Source organism: Actinomadura sediminis, from assembly GCF_042675525.1.
Taxonomy (GTDB): domain Bacteria; phylum Actinomycetota; class Actinomycetes; order Streptosporangiales; family Streptosporangiaceae; genus Spirillospora; species Spirillospora sediminis.
In genome coordinates this window covers 134,174-160,023 of sequence record NZ_JBHTJA010000002.1, presented here as the reverse complement: position 1 = coordinate 160,023, position 25,850 = coordinate 134,174, and the positions used below count along the sequence as shown (strand labels likewise).

At 70.8% G+C, this 25,850-nt stretch carries 25 protein-coding genes and 1 pseudogene; 10 read left to right on the top strand and 16 right to left on the bottom strand.

The genetic code is table 11. The features are described from left to right. Positions 1-19 precede the first annotated feature (19 nt). The gene (locus ACFQ11_RS02490) at positions 20-904 is read left to right on the top strand and encodes an MBL fold metallo-hydrolase (protein WP_378296070.1); all 885 of its coding nucleotides are present in this window, start codon (positions 20-22) and stop codon (positions 902-904) included. Between the two features lie 98 nt (positions 905-1,002). Here the strand turns inward: ACFQ11_RS02490 and ACFQ11_RS02485 are convergent, their stop codons facing one another. Further along, positions 1,003-1,941 (bottom strand): GlxA family transcriptional regulator, encoded by a 939-nt coding sequence (locus tag ACFQ11_RS02485; RefSeq protein ID WP_378296069.1) that lies wholly within the window; start codon positions 1,939-1,941, stop codon positions 1,003-1,005. Between the two features lie 196 nt (positions 1,942-2,137). Between ACFQ11_RS02485 and ACFQ11_RS02480 the strand changes: the two genes are divergently transcribed. Beyond that, on the top strand, positions 2,138-2,596 hold the full coding sequence (locus ACFQ11_RS02480; protein ID WP_378296068.1) for a DUF6010 family protein: 459 nt from the start codon (positions 2,138-2,140) through the stop codon (positions 2,594-2,596). A 1,036-nt stretch (positions 2,597-3,632) separates the two neighbouring features. On the opposite strand, the gene ACFQ11_RS02475 is transcribed toward ACFQ11_RS02480, so the two are convergent. Beyond that, positions 3,633-3,998, bottom strand: a complete 366-nt coding sequence (locus tag ACFQ11_RS02475; protein ID WP_378296067.1) for a hypothetical protein — start codon at positions 3,996-3,998, stop codon at positions 3,633-3,635. Positions 3,999-4,143: 145 nt separating this feature from the next. Here ACFQ11_RS02475 and ACFQ11_RS02470 point away from each other — a divergent pair, with 145 nt between their 5' ends. The 4 genes from ACFQ11_RS02470 to ACFQ11_RS02455 all read left to right on the top strand — a co-directional run bounded on the left by ACFQ11_RS02470 (position 4,144) and on the right by ACFQ11_RS02455 (position 8,325). Continuing rightward, positions 4,144-4,713, top strand: a complete 570-nt coding sequence (locus ACFQ11_RS02470; RefSeq protein ID WP_378296066.1) for an ArsA family ATPase — start codon at positions 4,144-4,146, stop codon at positions 4,711-4,713. A gap of 1,257 nt (positions 4,714-5,970) precedes the next feature. Continuing rightward, positions 5,971-6,453: a sigma-70 family RNA polymerase sigma factor gene (locus tag ACFQ11_RS02465; RefSeq protein ID WP_378296065.1), complete on the top strand. Its 483-nt coding sequence runs from the start codon at positions 5,971-5,973 to the stop codon at positions 6,451-6,453. Further along, positions 6,450-7,505, top strand: a complete 1,056-nt coding sequence (locus ACFQ11_RS02460) for an MEDS domain-containing protein (RefSeq protein WP_378296063.1) — start codon at positions 6,450-6,452, stop codon at positions 7,503-7,505. The genes ACFQ11_RS02465 and ACFQ11_RS02460 overlap by 4 nt, the downstream gene beginning before the upstream one ends. Positions 7,506-7,755: 250 nt before the next feature. Next, complete coding sequence (locus ACFQ11_RS02455; protein WP_378296062.1) at positions 7,756-8,325, top strand: AAA family ATPase; 570 nt, start codon at positions 7,756-7,758, stop codon at positions 8,323-8,325. Between the two features lie 177 nt (positions 8,326-8,502). On the opposite strand, the gene ACFQ11_RS02450 is transcribed toward ACFQ11_RS02455, so the two are convergent. Further along, the gene (locus ACFQ11_RS02450) at positions 8,503-8,787 is read right to left on the bottom strand and encodes a hypothetical protein (protein WP_378296061.1); all 285 of its coding nucleotides are present in this window, start codon (positions 8,785-8,787) and stop codon (positions 8,503-8,505) included. Between the two features lie 448 nt (positions 8,788-9,235). On the opposite strand from ACFQ11_RS02450, the gene ACFQ11_RS02445 reads away from it, so the two are divergent. Further along, on the top strand, positions 9,236-10,057 hold the full coding sequence (locus tag ACFQ11_RS02445) for an MBL fold metallo-hydrolase (RefSeq protein ID WP_378296060.1): 822 nt from the start codon (positions 9,236-9,238) through the stop codon (positions 10,055-10,057). Between the two features lie 517 nt (positions 10,058-10,574). Here ACFQ11_RS02445 and ACFQ11_RS02440 read toward each other — a convergent pair. Continuing rightward, positions 10,575-10,910 carry a VOC family protein gene (locus ACFQ11_RS02440; protein WP_378296058.1) on the bottom strand — a complete coding sequence of 112 codons (336 nt, stop codon included), beginning with the start codon at positions 10,908-10,910 and terminating at the stop codon, positions 10,575-10,577. Positions 10,911-11,151: 241 nt separating this feature from the next. On the opposite strand from ACFQ11_RS02440, the gene ACFQ11_RS02435 reads away from it, so the two are divergent. Then, complete coding sequence (locus ACFQ11_RS02435; protein ID WP_449193540.1) at positions 11,152-12,042, top strand: endonuclease/exonuclease/phosphatase family protein; 891 nt, start codon at positions 11,152-11,154, stop codon at positions 12,040-12,042. A gap of 640 nt (positions 12,043-12,682) precedes the next feature. Beyond that, positions 12,683-12,841 carry a hypothetical protein gene (locus tag ACFQ11_RS02430; RefSeq protein ID WP_378296056.1) on the top strand — a complete coding sequence of 53 codons (159 nt, stop codon included), beginning with the start codon at positions 12,683-12,685 and terminating at the stop codon, positions 12,839-12,841. A 496-nt stretch (positions 12,842-13,337) separates the two neighbouring features. Here the strand turns inward: ACFQ11_RS02430 and ACFQ11_RS02425 are convergent, their stop codons facing one another. From ACFQ11_RS02425 to ACFQ11_RS02390, 8 genes and pseudogenes are all read right to left on the bottom strand, one after another. Beyond that, positions 13,338-13,658 (bottom strand): enoyl-CoA hydratase-related protein, encoded by a 321-nt coding sequence (locus tag ACFQ11_RS02425; RefSeq protein ID WP_378296172.1) that lies wholly within the window; start codon positions 13,656-13,658, stop codon positions 13,338-13,340. A gap of 35 nt (positions 13,659-13,693) precedes the next feature. Continuing rightward, positions 13,694-14,128, bottom strand: a pseudogene (locus ACFQ11_RS02420) (enoyl-CoA hydratase/isomerase family protein); the annotation flags it as partial. Positions 14,129-14,135: 7 nt separating this feature from the next. After that, on the bottom strand, positions 14,136-14,951 hold the full coding sequence (locus tag ACFQ11_RS02415; RefSeq protein ID WP_378296055.1) for an alpha/beta fold hydrolase: 816 nt from the start codon (positions 14,949-14,951) through the stop codon (positions 14,136-14,138). Next, positions 14,951-16,618, bottom strand: a complete 1,668-nt coding sequence (locus tag ACFQ11_RS02410; RefSeq protein ID WP_378296171.1) for a CocE/NonD family hydrolase — start codon at positions 16,616-16,618, stop codon at positions 14,951-14,953. The genes ACFQ11_RS02415 and ACFQ11_RS02410 overlap by 1 nt, the downstream gene beginning before the upstream one ends. 2 nt (positions 16,619-16,620) lie before the next feature. Continuing rightward, the gene (locus ACFQ11_RS02405; protein WP_378296054.1) at positions 16,621-17,391 is read right to left on the bottom strand and encodes an SDR family NAD(P)-dependent oxidoreductase; all 771 of its coding nucleotides are present in this window, start codon (positions 17,389-17,391) and stop codon (positions 16,621-16,623) included. Positions 17,392-17,401: 10 nt separating this feature from the next. Then, the gene (locus tag ACFQ11_RS02400) at positions 17,402-18,229 is read right to left on the bottom strand and encodes an enoyl-CoA hydratase-related protein (protein WP_378296053.1); all 828 of its coding nucleotides are present in this window, start codon (positions 18,227-18,229) and stop codon (positions 17,402-17,404) included. After that, on the bottom strand, positions 18,226-18,969 hold the full coding sequence (locus ACFQ11_RS02395; protein WP_378296052.1) for an SDR family NAD(P)-dependent oxidoreductase: 744 nt from the start codon (positions 18,967-18,969) through the stop codon (positions 18,226-18,228). The genes ACFQ11_RS02400 and ACFQ11_RS02395 overlap by 4 nt, the downstream gene beginning before the upstream one ends. Continuing rightward, on the bottom strand, positions 18,966-19,934 hold the full coding sequence (locus tag ACFQ11_RS02390) for an amidohydrolase family protein (protein ID WP_378296051.1): 969 nt from the start codon (positions 19,932-19,934) through the stop codon (positions 18,966-18,968). The genes ACFQ11_RS02395 and ACFQ11_RS02390 overlap by 4 nt, the downstream gene beginning before the upstream one ends. 86 nt (positions 19,935-20,020) lie before the next feature. On the opposite strand from ACFQ11_RS02390, the gene ACFQ11_RS02385 reads away from it, so the two are divergent. Beyond that, positions 20,021-20,674 (top strand): TetR/AcrR family transcriptional regulator, encoded by a 654-nt coding sequence (locus tag ACFQ11_RS02385; RefSeq protein ID WP_378296050.1) that lies wholly within the window; start codon positions 20,021-20,023, stop codon positions 20,672-20,674. Between the two features lie 106 nt (positions 20,675-20,780). Here the strand turns inward: ACFQ11_RS02385 and ACFQ11_RS02380 are convergent, their stop codons facing one another. From ACFQ11_RS02380 to ACFQ11_RS02365, 4 genes are read right to left on the bottom strand one after another with little or no spacing between them, the layout of a single operon-like run. After that, positions 20,781-22,430 (bottom strand): AMP-binding protein, encoded by a 1,650-nt coding sequence (locus ACFQ11_RS02380; RefSeq protein ID WP_378296049.1) that lies wholly within the window; start codon positions 22,428-22,430, stop codon positions 20,781-20,783. A gap of 1 nt (position 22,431) precedes the next feature. Then, positions 22,432-23,190, bottom strand: a complete 759-nt coding sequence (locus tag ACFQ11_RS02375) for an ABC transporter ATP-binding protein (protein WP_378296048.1) — start codon at positions 23,188-23,190, stop codon at positions 22,432-22,434. After that, positions 23,187-24,977 carry a branched-chain amino acid ABC transporter ATP-binding protein/permease gene (locus ACFQ11_RS02370; RefSeq protein ID WP_378296047.1) on the bottom strand — a complete coding sequence of 597 codons (1,791 nt, stop codon included), beginning with the start codon at positions 24,975-24,977 and terminating at the stop codon, positions 23,187-23,189. The genes ACFQ11_RS02375 and ACFQ11_RS02370 overlap by 4 nt, the downstream gene beginning before the upstream one ends. Then, positions 24,970-25,845, bottom strand: a complete 876-nt coding sequence (locus ACFQ11_RS02365; protein WP_378296046.1) for a branched-chain amino acid ABC transporter permease — start codon at positions 25,843-25,845, stop codon at positions 24,970-24,972. Before ACFQ11_RS02365 ends, ACFQ11_RS02370 begins: the two co-directional genes overlap by 8 nt. Between the last annotated feature and the right edge of the window lie 5 nt (positions 25,846-25,850).

The following is a 25,850-nucleotide window of genomic DNA, read 5'->3' as shown; positions in this document are numbered from 1 at the left end:
AACCAAGGAGACAACCATCATGAGCACGTCACCCGCCGCCTCCTGGACCGTGGGCGATGTCACGGTGCACCGCATCGACGAGGTCCTTCTGCCGCCCGCGACCGGCCCCTGGCTCCTGCCCGACGCCACCCCCGACCTCATCGACCGACAAGACTGGCTGCGTCCCGACTTCGCCGACCCCAACGGCATCCTGCACATCGACAGCCACAGCTTCGCCCTCACCGTCGGCGGACTGCGCGTCCTCGTCGACACCGGCATCGGCAACGGCAAGACCCGGGCCAACCCCGCCTGGCACGACCTGCGGACCGACTACCTCGAACGCCTCTCGGCCGCCGGATTCGCCCCCGAGACCGTGGACCTGGTGATCCACACACATCTGCACACCGACCACGTCGGCTGGAACACACGGGAGATGGACGGCGAGTGGGTCCCCACCTTCCCCAACGCCCGCCACGTCGCCTCCCGCGCCGAGCGCGACTTCTGGGCCGGCCACGACATGGACGAACCGCGCAGGCAGATGTTCCGCGACTCGGTGATCCCGGTCGAGGAGGCGGGACTGCTCGACACCATCGACGTCCCAGCCGGGGGCGCCGAGATCGTCCCCGGCCTGCGCCTGATCCCCACCCCCGGGCACACCCCCGGCCACGTCGCCGTCCAAGTGACCAGCCGGAGCGCCACGGCGCTGATCACCGGCGACTGCATCCATCACCCGGTCCAGTTCGCCCATCCCGCGATCGGCTCGTGCGTCGACATCGACCCGGAACAGGCCGAAGTCACACGCCGCAAGCTCCTCGCCTCGCTCGCCGGCACCGGCGCCCTCGTGCTGGGCACCCACTTCGCGCCACCCACCGCGGGCCATGTGATCCCCCATGGCGACGCCTACCGGCTCTCCCCCACCCCCTGACAACCCGATTGAAAGTCCTTTGGCAAGGGGGGCGACGCCGTCGAACTCCTTGACATCGGTCTTCTACGGTCAGCGGCATGGGGCGACACGGCACCGGTTCAGCTGAACGTGCGCCGGTAGGTCTGCGGGCTCACCCCGGTGGTGCGTTTGAAGCGGTCACGGAAGGCGGTGGGCGAGCCGAAGCCGACCTGGTAGCCGATGCGCTCCACGGAGTGCTCCGTGGTTTCCAGCAGGTGCTGCGCCCGGCGGATGCGGGCCCGGTGGAGCCACTGGAGCGGGGTGGTGCCGGTCTGGTCGCGGAAGCGCCGGATCAGGGTCCGGGTGCTGGTCCCGGCCCGCTCGGCGATGTCGGCGAGGGTGAGGTCGCGGGCCAGGTTCTCCTGCAGCCAGGTGAGCAGCACCTCGAACTCGGAGCCCTGCGGAGTGGGTGCGTGGTCGTGGACGATGAACTGCGCTTGCCCGCCCTCCCGTTCGAGAGGCATGACCGACAGGCGGGCGGCGTCGGCGGCGACGGCCGAGCCGTAGTCGCGGCGGATCAGGTGCAGGCACAGGTCCATGCCCGCCGCGGCGCCCGCCGAGGTGAGCAACTGGCCGTTGTCGACGTAGAGGACGCCCGGGTCGACCTCGATGTCCGGGTGGGCGGCGGCCAGAAGCCCGGCCGCGCGCCAGTGGGTCGTGACGCGCAGCCCGTCGAGAAGCCCGGTGGCGGCCAGGGGGAAGGCGCCCACGCAGATGGAGGCGATCCGGGTGCCTTCGGCGGCGGCCGACCGCAGCGCGTCGCGGACGGCGGGAGGGAGTGGGGCACCGGGATCGGCGACGCCCGGCACGATGATCGTGTCCGCGCCCCGAAGGCCCTCCAGCCCCCACGGGGCACGCAGGGTGAAGGCTCCGGCGTCGACCTCGTCGCGCTCCGCGCACACCCGGACCTGGTAGCCGGGCCGTCCGTCGGGCAGGCGGGTCCGGGAGAAGACCTCGATCGGGGTGGACAGGTCGAACGGGATCACCCGGTCCAGCGCCAGGACGGCAACCGTGTGCATGGCCAGAACCTACCTCCCCACCGGCTCCTCACGTCGAGGCTGATGATCCATGTAAGCGCAGCTCACGTCCGGTACAAGGACGTTGGCATTATTCCGTTGGAACCTGTCAGTAGTGCCACTGGGCGCGTACACGGAAGGCCGGTTGACTTCGGAGGGCCCCGATGGAAGTCGCCCAGGAGGAAGAAGTCGTCCCCTCATGAACCTCGTGTCACCGGTGATCGTCGGCATCATCTACTGCCTGCTGATGTCCCTGATCAAAGAACCTCACCGACGCCGCTTCAACGCGATCATGGTGGGCGGAGCCGGCGCCGCCTACCTGAGCGGGGGCGGGTTCGGCGGGTGGGAGATCCCCTTCGTCGCGCTCACGGCCTACGTCGCCTACCGCGGTCTGGACTCCTGGACCTTCATCGGCATCGGCTGGCTGCTCCACACGGCCTGGGACATGGCCCACCACCTCAAGGGCAATCCGATCCTGCCCTTCTACCACGACTCGTCCATGGCGTGCGCCATCTGCGATCCGGTGATCGCCCTGTGGTGCTTCCGCGGAGGACCTTCCCTGATCGCGTTCGTCCGCCGCGGGTTCAGGCCCGGCCGGACGGCGGACCACGCACACGATCATGCCTCCGCCCCTCACCAGATCCGCACTGGCACTTGACGCTCAGCCCGCGGGCCGGAGGATGTGACCGACGACCGGTGGCGGCGCCGTCAGGTGACCAACGCGCGGACGTCCTCGCCATGAAGACGCGGTGGTCGACGGGGCCGCCCCGATCTGCCCATCGGAGCCAGGGGCGGCCGGTCATCATGGCGGCGACACGGGCCATGCCGCCCGCGACGTCGGTGTCGGGTCCGGGTTCCATCTGCCATCCGGCGATACGCAGGGAGGTCTCCACGACGGTGCGGACGATCCGGCGGTCGTCGAACAGTGTCTGGGCGGCGGTTCCGCGCGCCAGGAGCAGTTCCGCCAGGACGGACGCGTCCTCCAGGCACCGGGCGGCGCCCTGCACGAGAGTGGTCGGGCAGGGGGGACGGCGTAGTCGCCGCGCCGGACGCCAGGCCCGACCCTCACCCGTGCGCGAGAACCTGGCAGGGATCTAGTCCACACGCCCCATCACGCGCGATGCGAGTCGAGCGACTGACCTGCGGTGATGCTTCTGCGAACGTGTGACCACTTCGGCAGGACCGAACAGCGACAAGAGGTCCGCTCTGTACGGGAGCAAGCCTCTGGCCTGCGGAAAATGTGGGCGATACTGGGTTCGAACCAGCGGCCTCTTCGGTGTGAACACGACCGGATTACCCCACCCGGGAACCCTTTTCAGTATCAGCCCAGGTCAGAGGGACTCATTCGCTGTCCGACACACCCCTTCAAGGAAGATCGAGGAACCTCCGGTTCCCATAATTTACGCCCCTCTAAGGAGCACCCAAGTAAACGCTCCGCTATCGGGACAGCCTCCACGGAAGGCCCCATTGACCAGGCACATCCCACGCTTGGCCGCAGACGAGGCGTCAACGATCACTTGTGCGCCGAACATCTGACCGAGCTCCACCGTAGCGAGGCCGACGCCACAACCCGCACTCAACACAGGCAAGGTGCCGACCGGGCCGCCAAGGTCGAAGGAACGGTGAACGGTGGGCGTAAACCGGCATCGAAGGCGGCGATGCCCTGCGTTCGGCCTCCGGACTGGCGGCATCCGCTAGTCGTCCCGCTCGTCTCGTCGGCTGACCGGCTTCGGCGGACGGGGCGGCACCGAAGCCATCGCGAGGCGCGTGATTGCTTCGGCGTTGGGTGTGCCAGGAGTGGGCGGCATGTCATCGCTCCAGATCAGGAGTTCCTCGCCGGTCGCACCCCAGACGTCGGGGTGGGCGCCCATGGTGAAGAAGACGATACCGGCCTCGACGTGCGTCATCTCGATCTCGGTGGTGGGAAAGCAGATCACCGCTTCCATGCCCGGTTCAAGCGTGTACTCATTGGCCCATGGCTCGAAGCAGAGCCAAAGCGGGCGATCTTCGTCGGCGGATAGGCGTAGAGTCACGGCGGCGTCTTCGGGACGGATCGGCATGTCCGCATTATGCGGACACGCCCTCTACATCTGGCGGCCGCCCGCCGAGGCAGGATGCCGTGCCGAGCCGGGAGGTTCTCACCGAGGCGTCAAGTAGGCCAGCTGCCCGCCCAATGGTCACGCGCTCTAGATGTATCGTTCAGCGTTGTTGGGCGACGAGCCCGTGTGCCTCGCCGGCCCCGGGGATCTCGTCCCCGGGGCGGGGACCGGGACGGCGGGTCACGTCGACGGGCTGGAGATCGACCCGGAACGGACGGTCGAGCGGCACCTGTCCGCGGTCGCCGGGACGATGCGGCGGCTGCTCCCCGACCGGATGCACGCACCCGCCGCCCGCCACCTGGAGCTGGCCCGGCAAGCGCCCGGCACCCACGAGTCCGCGGTCCTGGAACGGATCGCCGAGGCCGTGGAACTCGGGGAGGAGGCGTACGACCTCGTCGTCTTCGACACGGCACCGTCCGGCCACACGCTCCGGCTGCTCGCGCTGCCCGAGCAGCTCACCTCCTGGACCGAGGCCCTGCTCGCCAACCGCCGTTCCCCGGCCGGTGCCGCGGAGCTGCTCGCCCAGCACCGGAAGCAGGAGGACGCGCACCTCGCCCGGCTGCGAGAACAGGTCCCGGACGTACCGCTGCTCAACGTCCCGCTGCCGCCGAGAGAGCTTGTGGGTGCGGAGGCGCTCACCGCGTTGGTCGGCAGGCTCGGTCCCTCCTTTCTCTGAGTCACCGGATGCCTTCGGACTCGGCTCCCTGCCGTGACCTCGACGCCAACCGGCGGGCCCTGCCCGATGACGGGTTCACGGTCGACGACGAGGACGCGACGCCCCCTGATGACGGGGAGAACATCGACCCAACGACGAGTGCCGACGTCGAACGACACGGTGGCGGCGCTCCGGAAGGGTCGGGCGCAATCTCCCCGTGCGGCACGGACTGCGTGCCGTTTCCCCGGTTTGCCAGACACGTGTACGAGGCAACGGTGCGCAGACCGTCGGCAATTGACTGACCACGCTCGAAAGGACGAAACGCAGCATCGTGGTGACAGCCTCGGGCTGCTGGTGGCGGTCCTGGTCACCGCCGCCTCTGTCCAGGAGTCGGTCGCAGAGATGGCCTTGATCGACCGGCTGGCCACCGACCATCCGAGCATCCGCAAGACCCGGGTGACGCAAGCTACCGCCGGGGCACCTCGTCGAACACGCCGCCCCCGGCGGCATCGACATGCACATCGTCCAACGCGAGCCCGGCACCCCGGCCGCCCGCCGATAGGTCGCCGAGCGCACCCTGGGCCGGCTCATGCTGCATCGCCGCCTGGCCCGCGGGTAACGCCAACCGCGTAACGCCCGTACAGCGCGAATCAACCCGGCTGTACCACCATCCTCGACCTGGGCGGTCAGACAGACGCTTGGTTGCGAACGCACTGCTCTACACGTCGGTGCCATGTGTAGGTGGTCGATTCATAGAAGGTGGCCGCTACCGGCCGTGGCGCAGTGATGACCTCAGCGTATTCGGCCTGGCCCGGCTTGCATCCCTAGAACCTGAGTCTTGAGAGTCACGCCCTGGCCCTTCGGAATGCACTCATAGGTGATGACCGAACAGCGTCGACACCGCGTCCCCATAGTCGCTGGCGGACGACCAGTCGGCGCCTAGAGAACAGGAGTGTGAGCACATGACAGACCCGACCATGCTGGCGGCCTTGGTGAGTGTCCTTGGCATCGCAGCTGGGGTGACCAGTACCTGGCTTCGCGGACGCACACTCGAGAGGCTCCACCGAACCCGCGTGGACGGCCGAAGCGAGGTAGTGCGCGTCCTGGCTCCCGGGAGTCGATTCATCGACCTCGACTGCGGCTCCGTTGTCATCGAGGTCGGTCGTGGGAGCACCTCCGACAACAGCACTGAACTGCCGAAGCCAAGTCCAGACGCGAAAGCACTACAACGCCCCAGCAGCCAGGCCCCGGCCTTTGCAGGGCGGCGGGACAGCCGCCGTGCACAGTGAGTTCGGCAACTGCTTCGAGCAGGACTTCCCACGGCTCGTCGGTTTTCTCATGACACTAGGAGCCGGGCAGTGCGCGGCCGAGGACGCCGCCCAGACGGCCTATGCCGAAGCCTTCGCGCGCTGGGACGAGATCGACCGGCCACGGGCCTGGGTCCGCACTGTCGCCATCCGTAGTCTCTATCGTGACCGACGAGCCGCGCAGGCATCGGACGAGTCACTTCGCTGGCTCAACACCAAGGCCTGTGATGACCACGCAGAGCGCGTCGCTGAACGAGACGTCGTGCTGGCCGCACTGCGGACCCTGCCACCCCGTCAACGAGAGGTCATGGCCTGGACGATCGATGGGTTCAAGCCCGAACAGATCGCGCTGGAACTACGAACCACACCCGAGAACGTCCGAAAATCCCTCCAACGTGCACGCGAACGACTCAAGAACTTGCTGGAGACGCAAGCAGAAAGGAGGCGAAAGTGACTGGCCAGCAGCCGCCAGCAACATCACCCCACCGCATGACCGACACAGAACTAGACACAGTGCTCAACAACGCAGGTCAGCAACTCGAAACTGGGCTACGCCAGAGTATCGATACGGATGCACACCTATCTAGCACGCTTGCAGGGGTCAATCTAAAACGCCCCAGAAAAGCATTCGAGCGGCTGACCAAACGTCCGGTGAGCTCAATACGGCCGGGGGACCATGCATGGCTAGCCTTCAGCAACAAACCGGAACGCGATCGGGTGATCGGGGCCTTCATCCGCGAGGCGTTCGACACTAACGAGAAGGTCGTCTACATCACCAATGGCGACCCCGGGCAACTCGCAGGGGTCCTTCCCAACTATGGCTACAACCTACCCGTCCTCACTCGCACAGGACAACTGCGCTTCATCCCGCGAGAGGAGGCGTGTCTCGACTCCCGCGGTCGGTTTGACCATGATCAGATGACACAAACGCTCGAAGAACAGGTCGGCGAAGCTTTCGATCAAGGCTATCGGGCAGTCCGGATAACGACCGACCTCACCTGGACACTCAACAAATCCGCAGCATCTGACCTGACACGCATACTTCACAGCGAGGAACGTTTCAGCGAAAAAGTATTCGCCACATCGATGGCTATGGTCATCTGTCAGGTGGACAGGCGCCGTTGCACTCAAGAAGAACTGGCCGCCCTGGAAGACGCCCACGAATTCCTCGTGGAAGCCAACCCCGAGTATGACGACGGAGTCCTACGCATCACTCGCACGTTCGCACCTCCAGGACTACGAATCGATGGGGAGGTCGATGCGGCACGTCTAACGATCCTCAACGAGTTGCTCAAGATGACCAATTTCTCAGACGAGCCAGTACATCTCGATCTATCACGGCTCGCCTTTATCGACCTGGGCGGCCTCAACATGCTCGCTCACCACGCCAGCCAACTACCCAAGCACGCACCACTGATACTGGACGACGTTTCACCTGAAGTGATGTCAGTGATCGAGATGATCGGATGGCACCGTCTGCCAGGATTGCTGGTAGGGCGGCGTTAAGCTGGGCTTTCAGTACCTCGCATGTCCTACGACTCGGCGCGCTAGGTCATCTGTCCGTGCTGGGGGGAAGCCCAGTCGAGCACCAGCCGCAAAGAACGATGGCTCGGCACCATCCGGCCGACCACGCCAAGCTCACCCGCCAGCCCGGCTTTATCGCCTACCGAAGGCCGCAGCCGCCCGCTGACCACAGGCCCACGCCGAAGACGACGGCCTGAGCCCGTATCACCGATCTCGATGGGAACATCTCTTCATGACGCTTCCGACGTTGACCGTGGTGAGCGGCGGCCCCGGAACCGGAAAGACGACCCTGGCCCACCAACTCGCCCAGACCTTGGGATGTCCCGCGATCGTCCGCGACGAGATCAAGCAGGGAATGGTCCTGGCCGCTCCCGGCTACCGGGCCGGCGGCGACGACCCCCTCAACCGCCCCACCCTCGACGCCTTCTTCAGCGTGCTGAAGACCCTCCTGAGCGCCGGTGTCACCGTCGTCGCCGAAGCCGCCTTCCAAGACCGGCTATGGCGCCCGAACCTCGAGCCCCTCACAGCCATCGCCCATCTCCGCGTCGTGCGCTGCACCGTCGACGCCGCCTCCGCCCATGACCGGATCATGCAGCGTGCCCGAGACAACGCCCATCGAGCCGCCCACGGTGACCACGAACTCCTGGAGGCGATCGCCAACGGACAGCACTCGCTGGACTCCTGGGTGCCGATCCGCATGGACGTCCCCACCCTGACGGTCGATACCTCAGACGGCTACAAACCGACGCTGCCTGACATCGCCGCCTTCGTCACCGAACGAACCGAGCCCACTCGACGCTGAACGCTTCGGACATGGCACCAGGAACTCTCGGTACCGGTCACCGCGCTGCTACGGGAGGACTCCGCCGAACTCCAGCTCGCCGTCACCAAGGTGATCTACCAGTGCGCCGAGGCGGAGACCCGACCCGGAGTGCAGGCTGACTGCCCTGGACCTCCCCGCGGCCCTGGGACTCACGAGTCATTGACTGCAGCCGGATATGGACGCGGGCGCGGTCGTAGCCGAGTCGGACCCGTCCGATGTGCGGGCAGATGAGCTCTGGGCTCGGACGGCGTGCGGGGACGGACCGGCGGTTGGACAGGAACAGCGGCCCGTGGGTGCGGACGAGAGGCGGGCGGTGCCGGCGTCCCAGTAGACCCATTCGATGTCGCCGCCCTTGGACTTCAGCGGTACGCGCCGGTTCTCCAGGTTCTGCACGTCCAGGGAGAGTGTCTCGGCGGCGCGGGCGGCGGTCTCGTACAGCATCCGCCACAGGGTGCGTTCCCGTAGGGGGATCTCGCGGCGCGATAGCAACCGCTCGATCTTGGTCTTGCTGACCGCCTTGGTGTGTTCGACGTCTCGCGGCGCCGTTCGGCGTCGGCCGGGACCGACGGCGCGTCCCGCCGACGAACGCGCCGCCATCCTCGCCCGCCCGCGAGCGCGGCGAGTCCGTCCGCACCATCGCAGCCGGAGTGAAGGTCTCGGTCGGCGTCGTCCACAAGACTCTCAAGACCGCCGAAAGCACCCTCGCCGACCGGCCTGATCCAGCGGCCCAGTAGGGAGGCAGAGATGAGTTCTGCGGTGTCCGGGCGTCTCAGTGTCGTACCCGTGACCGAGGAGGACTCTTGATGCGCAGCGTTTCCCGTTCGACGAGCGTCTCGCCTGGCGGCCGTACCGTCGGGCCGGACGGCGGCTGCTCGTGCTGAGGCAAGTCGTGGAGGGTGTGCTCGTCCACGAGAGCGAGTTCGTGCAGAGCAACGCCGTCGTGGTGCAGGGTGGGTCCGGTGTGTTGCTCATCGACCCCGGGGTGACCGTCTCCGAGATCGACTGCCTGGCGAACGACCTTCGCGAGTTGGGTGAGTCCGTTGTGGCGGGGTTCTCCACGCATCCGGATTGGGATCACCTGCTCTGGCACACCCGGCTCGGCACAGCTCCCCGTTACGGCACGGCGCGCTGCGCGGCCACTATCGCAGAGGAGCTGTCGGATCCGGGCGCGAAGGCCCGCATCGCCGACCACCTGCTCGAAACGGAAATCGCCGGGCAGGTACCGCTGGAACTACTCGGCCTCATCACCGGCCTGCCCGCCGAAACCACGCACGTTCCTTGGCAGGGCCCTGCAGTCCGGATCATCGAGCATCAAGCGCATGGCCCGGGCCACGCGGCGCTGTTGATCGAGGAACGTGGGGTTCTCGTCGCCGGCGACATGCTCTCCGATGTCCTGGTTCCGATGCTCGACCTGGACGCCACCGCGAACCCGATCGAGGACTACCTCACCGCGCTGCGGCTGCTGGAGGGCGTGGCGGATGACGTTGATGTCGTCGTCCCGGGCCACGGTTCCGTCGGCGGAGCCGACCAGGTACAGGAACGGATCGACCGGGACCGGGCGTACGTACTCGCGTTGCGGAACGGCCAAGATCCCGCCGACCCGCGGGTCGGCCCATCGGCCAAGCCCGGCTGGGAGTGGGTGAGCGACGTGCACGAAGGGCAACTCCAGCACCCCACCCAAAGAGACGAGCGGGACGGGGCACCCCGCTAGCAACCGAGAACTTACCCGTTAGCTGGATCGAGTGCACCGTCTCCTGGCTGACCGGCTACCGGAGCCTGCGCTACGAACGCAACGCCCGCAGCTACCTGACCTTTCTCGATCTCGCCGCACCCTCAATTGCTACGACTGCCTGATCAAACCCACTACATAGGACACGGTCCTTAGACGATCGACCATTCGATGTCGGGGATCATTTCCCTGTCGTCGGCAACCACCTCGTTGAACATGACTCTGCAGTGGGGTGAACTGCCACCGCTCCCGCTCGGCGTCAGGCTTGACCGCCCAGGGATTCCACTCGCTGATCGCCCTCATTTCATTCACGTGATGGCAGACGATCATTTGGCACTCAGGCCGGTGATGGAAACCATCAGCGCTGAGCGCCTCGGATCGACGGTGTGCCCGCGCCGCTGGTGGCGATGCGCGCTGATGACGCCGTACTCGGCGAGAAAGCCGGCCAACGAGAGTCGGGCGACGCCTGGCGGGCCGTCCCGCAACCCCGGTCTGCGGCCTACTGGGCGGGGGCCTCGGCGAGCGACAGGCTGTTCCCGTCGGGGTCCGGCACGACGACGTGGCGCACGCCGTTGCCGTAGGTCTCCACCGGTTCGTGCCCGATGCCGTGCGCGGCGAGGCGGGCCAGGATGTCGTCGAGGTCGGTCACACCGAGCGTGATCACGGCGCCACCTACCCGCTCGGCCCGCTCGTCGACGACGATCCACGCGTTCTCACCGACTCGCCACAGGTACTCAGCACCGATGACCTCGTCCGCGGCACGCCCGAAGAACACCTCGAACCACTCCAGTGCCTTGGTCCGGTCGCTCACCGGCATGACGCAGTACAAGTCCACTTGGACACCACCCTCCTCGGCCGTTTCGGAACTCAGACCGCTCCCGTGGCCGGAACTCATCTGACCCGGAGGCAAGTCGTCGCTTCATCGGCATCACGGTCGAAACGTTCCACGACCAGAGGCTCGATACGCCGAGGGCGTCCACTCGATCCGGTTCACGTCGGCCTGCTCGCGGTTCGAGCAGGCGGCGAGGCGCCGTTGTCCGGACGGGAACGGTCTCCCTGCCGTTCGCCTGGTTTTCATGAGGCTGGAGCACGCTTGCGCGCGGTCGATGATCGAGGAGGCGTTGATGCGCGCAAGCCGTTTTCTGGTGACGATGTTGTTTACGGTGGTGATCGTGGGTCAGTTCACCGCGCCGGCCACTGCCCGGCCCAAGCCACGGGCCTTGACCGTGATGACCTTCAACATCCATCACGGACAGGGTACTGACGGGAAACTCGACCTGGAGCGCATCGCCCGGGTCATCGAGGGGGCCGACTCCCAGGTCGTCGGGCTCCAGGAGGTCGACCGGCACTGGTCGCAGCGCAGCGACTTCGTCGACCAGGCGTCCTGGCTGGCGCGCCGGCTCCGCATGCACGTGGTGTACGGGGCCAACCTCGACCGCGACCCGGCGCGGCCCGGGGAACCGCGCCGCCAGTACGGGACGGCGATCCTGACCGAGAGCCCGATCCTCGACTGGGACAACACCTTGCTCCCCCGGTTCGACGGCGGTGAGCAGCGCGGCCTGCTCCGGGCCCGCATCCGGGTGCGGGGCGTCCCGCTGACCGTCTACAACACCCATCTTCAGCACAACAACGCGGCCGAGCGGCTCGCGCAAGTGACCGCGATCGAGGAACTGATCGGCAACCCGGAGCACTCGTTCGTGCTGCTGGGCGACCTCAACGCGACCCCCGAGTCCGCCGAGATCCGCGCCCTCACCGACGAGATGGCCGACTCCTGGGTCGAGCGCGGCGTGGGCGCCGGGCACACCTACAACAGCGAGAACCCCACAGCCCGGATCGACTACGTGCTCACGTCCTCGTCGGTGGTCACCCGGACGGCCGCGGTGGTCACGGCCGACCCCGGCGCCTCCGACCACCTGCCGGTGACCGCCGAGGTTCGACTGCCCGGCAGCCACCGCAACGATCTCTGAGGAGCGGGGCGAGGAGAGCGAGAACCGGACGGTCGAACGGCCCGGCTGGAACGGCACGGCCAAGTTCTGGTGGTGGTCGGCCAACCCGCCCCGATCGGTGCGCTGCCCGTCGCGGTCGCCCGTGCCACCGGATGCCAGGTCGCGGTCCAGGTGGAGGAGATCCTCGATCCCTCGCTCGCCTAGGTCCTGATCTCGATGCCCGGCATCGAGATCAGGACCAGCACACAAAATTGTGGTGGAATCGGTGACACCGCGGCCTTCGCGCCCCGGGCACCTGGCCGCCTACGGCCGGCCTGGCGCCCGTCACCCGCCGCTCCGGGCCGTCCAGGTATAACTGCGCCACGCATGGCACAAGGGCACCGCTGTGCCCGTCTTGGCGAACATCACGGTCGGCGGGCTCGACCACCGCGGGGTTCGGCGGCTGGGTCAACTACGGCGCGGGCGCCACGTTCGGCCCGTGGTCGGTGACCGCCCCGGTGTCGCATGACCAGGCCGGGCACCACATCGGCCAAAGCTACGTCGGCCGCCACCTGGACCTGGACGCGACGGGACAGGTCCAGCGCACCATCACCGGACTCGACCCGGGTGGCACTTACACGATCTCGCTGCGCGGGTCTCCTCCACGGGCGGCGTCACCGGCATGGTGGTGGACGACCTCGTCAGCTGGCAGACCGGCGGCCCCGGCGCGACGGCCGCCATGCTCAAGGCCCCGGCGGACAGGCCGTCGGACCCGCCCGCGAAGAACCCCACCGCCGAGCCCACCACTCCCCCCGCCCCGGAGGCCCCGCGCCACCACTGAGATCCCCCGCTCCGCCCGTCCGCACCGCACCTGCGGACGGGCCGAGCTTCTCGCGTTGCGATCCCCGTCGACAAGACCCGTTCCAAAAGCCACGATAAATCGCCACGACCATGGGTCGATCGAGACCTGTCCGAATTACCTTTCCTCCACGTACATCCTCGGCGCGCCGAGCCTCACAAGCCGACGAGCTGACCCTGAAGTGACGAGTAGAACGCCGTCGTGGGTTTCACCGTCCGCCAGGTCGTCGGGCATGTCGGTGGATGGGCGGCACCGCGGCGAAGGGACGGTCGTCGGGCGGCCTCCCGCGCACGATGAACCTCGCGGCGACGCCGGGATCTCCGCCGACCGCCGCTGTGAGAGCCGGTTCGCGCGGGCCCAGGCGGGTGGTGGGCTCGTCCGGGAGGATGGGGCGCGGTTCGCCGGCCAGCGTCATCACCAGGTCAAGCCGGCGGGCCATGCGGTTTCGCGGTCCGGTTCCGCCGGGAGGCAGCGGTCTTCATCGGCGGTCCCCGAAGGTGATGCGGTCTCCGTCGGCCGCCTCGGCGTACCGGCGCCGCGCGTCCTGCTGGAGGTTCCGGGACTCGGGGCCGGCGAGCCGCTCCGCGAAGAGCCCGGCTTCGAGGCGGAGACCTTCGGTGAGCGACAGCCGAGAGCCCTCGACCAGGGCGCGTTTCGCTGCGGCGAGCGCGGAGGCGGGACGGGCCGCCATGCGGCGGGCCAGTCGCGATGCCTCCGCCTGGAAGACGGGCGTGGGGAGCACCCGCTCGACGATTCCGGCCGCCGCGGCCTGTTCGGCGGTGAGGACGTCGCCGGACAGGACGACATCGGCGGCCCGCGGCCCGGGCCGACCAGCCTGGCCAGGCGCTGGGTGCCGCCTGCACCGGGAATGATGCCGAGCGCCGTCTCGGGGAGGCTGAAGTGGGCGTCGGCCGAGGCCCAGCGCAGCGTGCAGGCCAGGGACAGTTCGAGGCCGCCGCCCCACGCCTGGCCGTCGATCGCGGCGATCACCGGCTGCGGGAGGCGCTCGATGCGCCGCATCGCGGTGTACCAGATCTTGGCCCGCGGCACCGGTCCCCGGGACAGTTCGGCGAGTTCGTCCAGGTCTGCGTGTGCGACGAAGTAGCCGGGGACGCCGCTGGTGAGCGTCACGACACCGATGTCCGGGTCGGTCTCCAGGCGGGCGAGTTCCGCGTCCAGTTCTTCGAGCGCGGCAAAGGTGAGGAAGTTGCGCGGCGGGTTGCGGTAGGTGAGGACGGCGACGCCGTCGCCGTCCTGCCGGGTCCACATCGTCATGTCAGTCCTCGGGCGAGTCGAGTCCGTGCTCGGCGAGGAAGCGCTGCACGGCGTCAGTGAAGAACTCGGGGTTGTCCTGGTTGGCCAGGTGGGCGGCGTCCGGGACGACGAGGTACCGCGCCAGCGGGTCCCGGCGTTCCCAGACGGGCATGGCGGTGCGGAAGTTGCCGAGCCGATCGTGTTCGCCGTGCAGCAGCAGTTCGGGTACTTCGATCCGGTACTCGGGTTCGGGGTGCAGGGCGCCGACCAGGCTCGCCATGACCGCGACCATGTCCGGGTGCGACATCCTGCTCGCGGTGTCGCGCACGTACTCGCGGACGCGGCGGTCGCGGGCGGACGCCTTGGCCTCCTGGCGGATCAGGGCCTTGCGCGGGTACCAGGGCAGCATGCGGACGACCGCCGCGGCCTGGAGCCGCTCCCGGCGTGACAGCGGCAGGGTGTTCCCGGCGCAGCCCAGCGCGACCAGAGCCGAAACCCTGTCGGGGTGGTGGTAGACGACCTCCTGGGAGAGGTTTCCGCCCATCGACTGGCCGACGAGGACGGTCCGCTCTACGCCCTCCCCGTCGAGGATCGCGAGCAGGTCTTCCGTGGCCGCGTCCAGGGACCACGCGGCCCGGTTGGGGATGGAGCGGCCGTGTCCCCGGACGTCCCACAGGAGGATCCGGTGCCGTGCGGCGAACCTCTCGATCTGTGGTTCCCATGTGCGGTGGTCGAGGGTGGCGCCGTGCGTGAAGACGATCGGGGGTCCGTCGACCGGGCCGCCGGTCCAGTAGTGGATCTCGCAGCCGGCGCGTTGGACGGTCCGGTGCCGCAGCATCACTGCTCCGCCTCGTCGCCCAGGAGCAGGACCGACTCGCCGTAGTGGACGCTCTGGGCGGACGGTCTTCCGAGGCCGGCCGTGGCGATCGGCTCCCCGTCGCCCTGGTTGCGGTCGAAGTGCGGGAAGTCGCTGCTGGACAACAGCAGGCCGATGCGGTGGCCCTCGCCGAACCGCTGGGCCGTGTACCCGAGGTCGATCTCCAGCGGGACCGGTTCTCCGCTCGGCACGGTGGTACCCGGGCCGTCACGGTGGCTCAGCCGGACCACTCCTTCGCAGACCGGCAGCAACCGTCCGTCCGGTAGCCGGTCCACCAGGCGGGCCATCACGTCGGCGTCCGCGGCGTCGGTCGCGAACGAGAGCCGCAGCCGAACCCGGCCGGTGACGTCGGTGTCCTCGTCGAGGACGTCGCCGAGGTAGAGCAGGACGTCGGGTCTCGTGGCGATGGAGCCGAGGTCCAGCGGCCCGGGGGCGAGGCGGCCGAGGTGCAGGACGCGGCCGCCGCGGCTCGGGACCGGATGGGCCGGGTCGTGGACGTAGCCGTCGGGTTCCGCCGGGCCCGCCGGATCGGGCACGGCGGTCAGCCCGCCGGGCGTTCCGCCCGCGACCGCGGGGCCGGTCAGGTGCAGGGCGAGGCCGGTGGTGCCCGCGGGGGGCCACCGCCCGGCGGTGCGCCATTCGTCCGCCCCCATCAGGAAGTACAGGACGGGGGCGGATTCGTCCGGCCCGTCCAGGCAGCGGCGGAAGAAATCCAGGTGCCGGGCGGGCAGCCGGGCGGCGGCCGCCGAGGCCGCGACGCCGAAGTTCACCTCGCCCTGCAGGTGGGTCAGGGCCCCGGTGTGCGCCCAGGGCCCGACGATCAGCTCGTGCCGCAGGTCCGGGCGCAGCCGCCGCATCTCCAGGTGACCGCGGACGGTCGCGGACGCGTACACGTCGTACCAGCCCGTCACCGACAGGACCGGTACCTCCACCGCCGCGTGGTCCCAGTCGGGCAGGGCCCGGACGCGGCCGGCCAGCAGGTCGCCGATGCGGACCGGGAATCCGGGCAGGTCCAGTTCCGGCATGTCGGCGAGCGGCAGCCGCCGCATCGCCCGCTCCGGGTCATGGATCAGGGCCGCGACCTTCGCGACGAGCGCCGGGTCGGCGTCCGATCCCCGTCGGCCCAGCCAGTCGGCCGCCATGTAGGCCAGCCATCCGACCAGGTGGTCGAGCCGGAGCGCGCCGCCGGTGTCGCGGGCGTCCGCCGTCGCGCCGGTCGTCATGGCCGGGGCGATGCCCCGCAGGTGCGGCGGCCGCAGCGCCGCGCCGAGCCAGGCGACGATGCCGAGGTAGGACGTGCCCGCGAGGAACACGTTGCCGTCGCACCAGGGCTGTGCCGCCGCCCACTCCACGGTGTCGTAGGTGTCCTCCGCCTCCTGCTCCCACATGACGGCCTGCCACTCGCCGCCGGAGTCGAAACGGCCGCGGGTGTCCTGCGCCAGGGCGGCGAACCCGCCGGCGAGGCAGTGCTGGGGGTGCAGTGCGTCGGAGCCGATCTGCCGCCGCCCGTAAGGCGTCCTGAAGATCACGACCGGGGCGGGGGCCGGGGGCCGCCACAGGTCGCCGCGCAGCGGCACGCCGTCCCGCATCGGGGTTTCGACGCCGCCTTCGATGCGTCCCAGTTCCATCGTCACACCGCCTTGAGGGCGAGCATCGTGCGGGCCATCTCGTTCCATCCGGCGGTCGCGCCGCCGTCCACGGTCAGGGCGCAGCCGGTGAGGAACGAGCTGCCGGGCAGCGCGGCGAACACGGCGGCGCGGGCCTGCTCCTCGGGGGTGGCGAGCCGTCCGGCGGACGTCGTCGCGGCGAGGGAGTCGCGCAGCGGACCCGGCGGCCACAGCTCGTCCACCATCCCGGTGTGCGTCGGCCCCGTGACCAGCGCCACCGCACGGACACCCTGCGCGCCGTAGTCGACGGCCACCGACCGGGCGAGGCCGATGAGGGCGTGCTTGGCCATGTTGTAGACAGGGGAGCGGGGTGTCGCCGCGACCCCGCACATCGACGACGTGAACACGAACACGCCGCCGTCCGCGCGCATGTGCCCGACGGCGGAACGCACCAGGTAGAAGTTGGCGTCGCAGCACACGCCCATCACCTTGCGGTAGTCGGCGTCGGTGAGGCTGTGCGGGCGCCCGGGGACGTTGACGCCGGCGTTGCCGTGGACGATGTCGAGCCGGCCGTGCCGGGCGACGACCGTGTCGACGACCTCGGCGACCTGGGCCGGGTCGGAGACGTCCGCCTGGACGGTCCCCTCCCCCGGCGTCAGATCCACGCCGACGACCTCGGCGCCCACGGCCCGGAATAGTCTCATCGAGGCGGCGCCGATGCCGCTCGCCGCGCCGGTGATCAGGACGACCCTTCCGTCGAGGCGGCCGAAGACGTCGCCGTCCGTCATGGTCATGTGTTCCTCCTCAGCGGCCGGTGAACTCGGGACTGCGCTTCTCGACGAAGGCCCGCGCGCCTTCGGCCGCGTCGTGCACTTCCCTGTTGTTGCGGATGTGGAAGGTGTTCTGGGTGCGGAGCGCCTGCTCGAGCGGCTGGCCGTACACCCTCTCGCGCAACTGCTTGTAGAGGCCGATCGCCCGGGTGGGGCCGGCCGCGAGGCGCCTGGCCTCGGCGAGCGCCGCGTCCCGCAGGTCCGCCGGCGGGACGACGCGGGTGTAGATGCCCAGGCGCTCGGCGTCGGCGGCGTCGAGCAGCCCTCCCGACAGGTAGATCTCCGTCGCCTTCGCGGTCCCGACGATGCGGGCCAGCATGACGGCGGTGCCGGTCTGCGCCACGTTGACCAGGCAGCTTCCGATCCGGGCGGTGCCCGCGGCGATCCGCAGGTCGGCGGCGCAGGCGAGCTCGGTGCCGGCTCCGGCCGCGGGGCCGTTGACCGCCGCGATGACCGGTTGCGGCGCCGTGACGATCGCCTCGACGATCCGCAGGTACACCGGGTCGGCGGTGTCGCCGAGGACCGGCGAGTGCCTGCGCTCCCCGGCGAGGTGCTCGTCCACCGCGCCGAGGTCGTCCCCGCCGCAGAAGGCACTGCCGGAACCGGTCAGCACCACGGCCCGGGCCCGCGGGTCGGTCTCGGCGCGCTCGAACGCGCGCAGCAGTTCCTCGCCGAGCGCGCGGTCGAGCGCGTTGCGCCGGTCCGGACGGTTCATGGTCAGCCACAGGACCCCCGGCGCAGGCCGTGAGACCAGCAGGACCCCGCCGCCTCCGGACGCCGTGCTCTGCTGCCCCTGCGTCATGCTCGGACCATCCCTCCATCGACGAACAGTGCTTGGCCGGTGACGTAGCCGGCGCTCGTGCCCAGCAGCCAGGCCACCGCGGCGGCGACCTCCTCCGGGTATCCGCAGCGGCCGAGCGGCAGCCGCGCGGCGACCTTCTCGGCAAGGCCGCGGAGTCCGCTCTCATCGAGCATCGGGGTGTCGATGAAGCCCGGGCACACGGCGTTCGCGCGGACGCCGAGCGGTCCCAGCTCGACGGCGAGCGACCGGGTCAGGCTCAGCAGCCCGCCCTTGCTCGCGTCGTAGGCGGCCTGCCCCGCGAACCCGGTCACCGCGATCGAGCAGACGTTGACGACGGCGGCGCCCGGCAGCCCGGCGAGGACGGGGGCCGCCTCGCGGGCCAGCCGGAACGGCGCCGACAGGTTGACCTCCAGCACGCGCGTCCAGTCGGCGGTGCGGTGCTCGCCGAGCGGCGCGCGATGCTCGACGCCCGCGTTGTTGACCAGGCCGTCGAGGCCGCCGAGCCGCTCGGCCGCGCGGGTGACGAGCCGCCGCGGCGCGCCGCCGCCGGTCAGGTCGAGCGGCATCGTGTGCAGCCGGCCGTCCGCGGCCTGGTCGCCGAACCGCCGTTCCAGGCGGCGGCACCCGGCCTCGTCGACGTCGGTCGCCAGCACCCGGGCGCCGTGCAGGAGGAGTTCGGCGACGAGCGCGGTGCCGATGCCCCCGGCCGCGCCGGTGACCAGGACCCGGCGGCCGTTCACGCCGCCGCCCCGGAACGGGGCCGGTGCAGCAGCCGTTCGGCGTTGCCGTGCAGCCAGGCCCGGACGGTGCCGTCCGGCAGGCCGAGCCGGGCCACCTCGGCGGCGAGCGCGGCGGGCGGGCGGGCCTGCGTCCAGCTGGTCGAACCGAACATGACCCGGTCCCGGACGGGCCCGGCGCCCAGCGTCAGCAGCGCCTCCCAGCCCGATCCCGGGGCCGTCATCCTGGACGGGCGGTGCGAGGAGAACTCCACGTGGACGTTGGCGTGCCGCTGTGCCACGGCCAGCATCTCGGTCACCCAGGGCCAGCCTCCATGGCCGGCCACCAGGACGAGGTCCGGATGGGCGCCGGCGATCCGGTCCAGCACGCGCGGCGCCGAGACGTCGATCGGGACGGCCGAGCGGAAGTGCTGCCCGCAGTGCAGCCACACCGGGGCGCCGGCGTCGGCGGCGAACCGCCAGAACTCCGCGTGCTCGGGCCCGGACGGGTCGACGCCGTCGAGGAACGGGATCACCGACAGGCCCGTCGCGCCGAGCCCGCCGAGCGCGCGGCGCGCCTCGGCGAGCGCGGCCCGCGGATCGGCGAGGCCGACGCCCGCCCACGCGCTGAGCCGGTCGGGATGCCGGGCGGCGTAGCCGGCGACCCGGTCGTTGACCGTGCCGTCCCCGACGGGCCACGGCCCTCCGTGCAGGACCTGGTGGGCCACCCCCGTCTCGGCGAGCGCGCTGACATGGCGGTCGATGTCGAAGCCGTCCCCGAGGGCGGCGGCCAGCCGCTCCGCCGTGCCGACCGGGTCGCGCGCCGCGTCGGCCGCGACCTCGCCGGGCGGGCGTCCGGTGCGGGCGGCGAGCCGACCGGCGAACAGGACGACATAGCGCGGCGCGGCGGTGGCCAGCGCGCGCAGATAGGCCGTCCAGCATTCGGTGTCATAGGCGACCTCGCAAACGTCGATCACCGGTTCACGCATCACGGCCTCCTCTATGTACAAACGTTTGTTTACCAGACTCTCCGACGATAGGTCAATGAACGTTCATGTGGTGATAGCGTCGAGGCGTGGCTACGACACGCTCCCGGACGACCGCCGCCGGCGCACCGGCCGCGGCCTCGATGAGCCGGCGGATACTCGACGAGGCGGCACGCCTGTTCTACGAGGACGGGTTCCCCGCCACCAGCGTCCGCAAGATCACCGCCGCGTGCGGGGTCACCGCGGGCTCGCTCTACAACCACTACGGGTCCAAAGAGGAGGTCCTCTACGCGATCCTCAAGCGGGCCCACGAGGACTCCGAGGCCCTGCTGGAGGAGGGCCTGCTGCGCGGCGGCGACCGGCCCGACCGGCAGCTGGCGGAGCTGGTGCGAGAGCTCACCCTGTTCCACACCGAGCGGCGCATCGAGGGCCTCGTCGCCCGGACCGAATGGCGCCACCTCCCGCCGGAGCAGGCCCGCGAGGTCCTGGACGCGCAGCGGCGCGTCCGCCGGATCTTCGAGCGCACGCTGGAGCGCGGCCTGGCCGTCGGCCGGTTCCGGCTGAGCGACCCGCGGTCACAGCGCCCCGCGCAGGTGGACGTGGTCGCCAAGGCCATCCTCGACATGTGCATCAACGCCGGGCAATGGTTCCGGCCGGAGGGCACGGTGACGGCCCGCGATCTCGCCGACCAGTACGCGTTCCTGGCCCTCCAGCTCGTCGGCGCCGACCCGCAGCGGGCCTGACGCCCCGGCCGGCCCGCCGGGTGGACGGTCCCGCACGCGAGGCGACCGGACGCCGCCCCGGACGTCCGGGGCGGCGTGCCCTCCGGCCGGGCCGTTCCGGAGCCGGTCAGCGGGTGGCGGACGTCCCGCCGATGCGGTCCCGCCGGACGACGACGCCCAGCCGCTCGCGATCGGCCGTGTCCGCCGTGACGCCCTCCGAGCGCAGCCGGTGCTTCTCGATCTTGTTCGTCGGCGTGTGCGGCAGCGCGTCGACCACGCGCACATAGCGCGGCACCATGAAATGCGCCATGCGCGGGATGAGGAAGCGCAGCAGCTCGGCGGGATCGACGGCCTCTCCGTCCACGGGGGCGACGACCGCGAGCACGTCGTCCTCGCCGTGCGGGCTCGGCACCGCGACCACCGCGGCCTCCCAAACCGCCGGATGTGCCAGCAGCTCCGCCTCCACCTCGGCCGAGGAGATGTTCTCGCCGCGCCGCCGGATCGTGTCGCCCATCCGGTCCACGAAGAAGTACTCGCCGTCCACCCTGCGGAAGGCGTCCCCGGTGTGGAACCAGCCGTTGCGCCAGGCCCGAGCCGTCGCCTCGGGCATCCCGAGGTAGCCGGAGTTCATCGCCCACGGCTGGGTGGTGCGCAGCACCAGCTCGCCGACCTTCCCGTCCGGGAGGGCCCGGTCGTGCTCGTCGACGACCCGGGCCTCGACGCCCGGGCGCAGCCGCCCGGACGTGCCCGGCACCTGGGGATCGGGTCCGGAGATGATCGGGATCGAGACCTCCGTCATGTTGAACATGGCGACCACGTCGACGCCGAAGCGCTCGGCGAAGGCCGCGTTGTCCTCGATGAGCGGGATCATGAAGACGCGCCGGAGCGGGTGCGCGCGGTCGTCCGGGGACGGCGGGCGCTTGCCGAGGAACGTCGCCATCACGCCGAGCAGCGTGACGTGCGTGGTCTCCGTCGCGCGGACGGCCGGCCAGAACGACTCGGTGTCGAACGCGTCCACGAGGCTGATCCCGCCGCCGAACAGCAGCGCGGCGTAGGTGCCGATGGTGCCGCCCGCATGGAACAACGGCAGGTTCACCATGTAGCGATCGGCCGCTCCGAAACCCGTGAACGCGGCGCGCGCGCACGCCGCGAGCTGGACGTACGAGCACAGGACGCCCTTCGACGGCCCGGTCGTCCCGGACGTCAGGATCACCGCGTACGGATCCCACGGCGCGGCCGGCGCCTCCGGCCGGAAGCCGGGTGCCGGCGCGGCCAGCGCCTCCGGCCCGAGCACGTCCGGCCCGAGCACGTCCGGCCCGGGTGCCGCCTCCGGCCGGGCGTCGTCCGGTCCGAGCACCACCACGCGTTCCAGCGCGCCGGTGTCGACGCCGGCCAGCCGCCCGGCCAGCTCGGCGTGCACGACCGCCGCCCGCGCCCCCGACAGCCGGATCGCGTGTTCGAGCAGCCCGCCGCGGTAGGCGGTGTTGAGCGGGACGAGGGTGCAGCCGAGCAGGTTCACGCCGAACCACACCCGCAGCGCGTCCGGCCCGTTCGGCAGCCAGGACACGACCGTGTCGCCCGGCCGCACGCCGAGGCCGTGCAACCCGCCGGCGACCCGCTCGGCCTCGGCCAGGGTCTCGGCATAGGTCCACCGCGTCCCGTCCTGGAAGACCGCGTACACGCGGTCGGGGTGCTCAGAGGCACGGCGGACGAGGAGCTCCCCGACCACGCAGTCCACGGCCTCGGGCACCACCGGGCCCCACCATCCGTCGCTCATGTCACTCCTCGTTCCGCTGCCCGCCGGCCGCCGCCGCGCCCAGGTAGGCGACCCGCAGCGCCGGGTCCGCCGCCAGCGCGGCGGCGTCACCGGACGCCTCCACCCTGCCGTGCCGCATGACGAGCCCCCGGTCGGCGAGCGCCAGCGCCTGGCCGACGCGCTGCTCGACCAGGATCACCGTCAGGCCCTGCTCGCGGAGCCGGTCCACCACCGCGAACACCCGCTTGACGATCACGGGCGCGAGGCCGATGGACGGCTCGTCCAGCAGCAGCGCCCGGGGCTCGCGCATCAGCGCCTGGCCGATGGCGAGCATCTGCTGCTCCCCGCCGCTCAGCACCTCCGCATAGGCGTCCATCCGCTCGCCCAGCACCGGGAACAGGTCGACGACCCGTTCCGTCCGCGCCCGCTCGACCCGGCGCCGGTTCGGGACGTTCCACAGCCCGAGCCGCAGGTGCTCGGCCACCGTGAGCCCGGTGAACAGGCGCCTGCCCTCAGGGATGTGGACGAGGCCGTGCGCCACGATCCGCTCCGGGCTCCACCCGGTGATGTCGGTGCCGCCGAAGCGCACCGACCCGGACGTGGGGCGCAGCAGTCCCGAGATGGTGCTGAGCAGGGTGGTCTTCCCGGCGCCGTTGCCACCGACCACCGCGAAGACCTCGCCCGTCCGGACCGCGAGGTCCACCGAGCGGACCACCGGCACCGCCCCGTAGCCGGAGCTCAGCCCGGACACGGTGATCAGTTCCTCGTCCCGCGCCGTCATGCCGGTGCCCCCAAGTACAGTTCGACGACCCGGGCGTCGCCGAGGGCGTCCTCCGGCGCCCCCGACGTCACCGGTTCGCCCCGGTCCAGGACCGTCACCACGTCGGCGACGTCCGCGACGAGCTCGATGTGGTGCTCCACCAGGACGACGGTGGTGCCGGCGTCGCGGATCGCGCGGATGAGGCGTCCGAGCGCCTCCAGCTCGCGCGGGGTGAGCCCGGCGGCCGGCTCGTCCATCAGCAGCAGCCGCGGACGCGCCATCATCGCCCGCGCCACCTCCAGGAGCCGCTGCTCGCCGTGCGGCAGCGCGGCGGCCGCCTCGTCCGCCCGCCCCGCCAGGCCGTGGGCGCCCAGCAGGCGGTCGGCCTCCGCCGCCAGCGCGGCCCGTTCGCGCCGGGCCCGGGGCAGCCGCAGGACGGTCGCCGGCCCGCCGGCCCGTTCACGCGCGTAGGCGCCGAGCAGGACGTTGTCGCGGAGGCTCGACGCCCCGAGCAGCCGCGGCGTCTGGAAGACGCGCGCGACGCCGCGCCGGGCGAGCCGCTCGGCGGTGGCCCGGCTGACGTCCTCGGCGCCGAGGAGGACCCGGCCCTCGTCCTGCCACAGCAGGCGGCTGATCACGTTGAGCAGGGTCGTCTTCCCCGACCCGTTCGGCCCGACGATCGCGTGCACCTCGCCGGGCTCGATGGTGAGGTCGACGCCGCGCAGGGCGTGCACGCCGCCGAACGACTTGCGGACGCCGGACAGTTCGACGCCGAGCGGTGCGCCGCGCGGCGGCCCCACCTCGGCGCCGCCGTCGCCGGTTCGAGCGGCCGCGACGGGCGGGCCGTCCCTCCGGTGGCGCGCCCGCAGCTTGTCCCACGCCCCCGCGACGCCCTGCGGCGCGTACACCATGAGCGCGAGCAGCGCCGCGCCGTACAGCAGGCCGCGCCACTCCGCCAGACCGGTCAGCAGTTCCGGGAGCGCGAAGAACAGCAGCGTGCCGATGATGGGGCCCGCCAGGCGCGCCGCGCCGCCGATGATGACGACCAGCAGGAACAGGATCGAGAAGTCGAGCGTGAAGTCGTCCGGCGTCACGAGCCCGTGGTGGACGGCCAGCAGCGCCCCGCCCAGCCCGGCGGTGGCGCCGCCGCAGGCGAACGCGAACAGCTTCGCCCGCACGGGACCGACGCCGACGCTCCGCGCCATCTCCGGCGCGTCCCGGACGGCCATCATGCCCCGCCCCAGCCGGGAGTCGACGATGTTCCGGACCATGATGAACAGTACGGCGTTCAGGGCGATGACCAGCCAGAGGACGTCCCGCTCCCCCAGCTCCCGCGACCCGATCGCGGGCCGCGGGATGCCGACGAGCCCGGACCAGCCTCCGGTCAGCCCCTCGAACTCCACGAGCAGGCTGCGCGCCGCCATCGCCGCGCCGAGCGTGACCAGTGCGATGTACCAGGACGACAGGCGGAACGCGGGGAGCGCCATCAGCGTCCCGGCGCCGGTGGTGACCAGCACCGCCGCGGGCGCCGCCGCCCAGAACGTCCAGCCGTGGTCGGCCATGAGGACACCGGTCGTGTAGGCGCCGACGGCGACCAGCGCGCCCTGGCCGAGCGAGACCTGGCCGGTGTAGCCGAACATGATGTTCAGCCCCGTCCCCACCAGCACGTAGATCGAGGCCGTGGTGGCGAGGTAGGTGATCGTGGGGTCGCCGCTCGCAGGCGGCAGCACGGCCGCCGCCGCCAGCAGGACGAGCCAGGGGGCGGCGCGCCGTACGGCGCCCGTCCGTGTCCGGGTGGCCTCAGACATGGCGCTGCACCGCCAGACCGCGAAGTCCGTTGGGCCGGACCAGCAGGATGAGCAGCATCGCCGCGAACAGCACGACCGACTGCGAGCCGGGCGAGGCGTAGGCGGCGCCGGCGGCCTCGACGATGCCGAGCACCCATCCGGCCACCAGCACGCCGCGGTTGTCGCCGATCCCGCCGACCGCCAAGGCGGCGAAACCCTTGATCAGCAGGCCGAGGCCCATCGTCACCGACGCCAGCAGCAGCGGCGCCGCCAGCACTCCGGTGAGCCCCGCCAGGGCGCCGCCGAGCAGGAACGAACGCCGGGTCAGCGCCCTCGGGTCGATACCGCGCAACCGGGCGCCGTCTCGGTCGGCGGCCACCGCGCGCAGCGCGGTGCCGAGCCGGGAGCGGTCCAGCAGGCCGAGCAGCAGCACCACGGCGACGGCGGCCGCCACCACCGCGACCTGGTAAGTCGAGAACCGGAACCCCGCCACGCGGTTGACGTCAAGGGTCAGCGGCCACGGCGGCGCGACGGTGCTCGGCTGATCCGTCCAGAGCCGTCCGGCGGCCTCCGCGATCAGCAGCGAGAACGCCAGCGTGGTGATCACCCAGCCGGCGGCATGGGACGACCTGCGCAGCACCGGAGTGACCGCCACCCGCTCCTCGGCCAGCGTCACGACCGCGACGACGGCCATCACGCAGACCACCGCGACGCCCCAGGGGAGCCCGCCGATCGGGGTGGCGGCCATGAGCATCGCACCGATCATGATGAGCTCGCCCTGCGCGAAGTTCACCACGTTCGTCGGCCGGTGCAGCACGTTGAAGCCCATCGCGACGAGGCCGTACAGGCTGCCGAACACGAGTCCGGCCACCAGGATGTCAGCGATCATCGAGC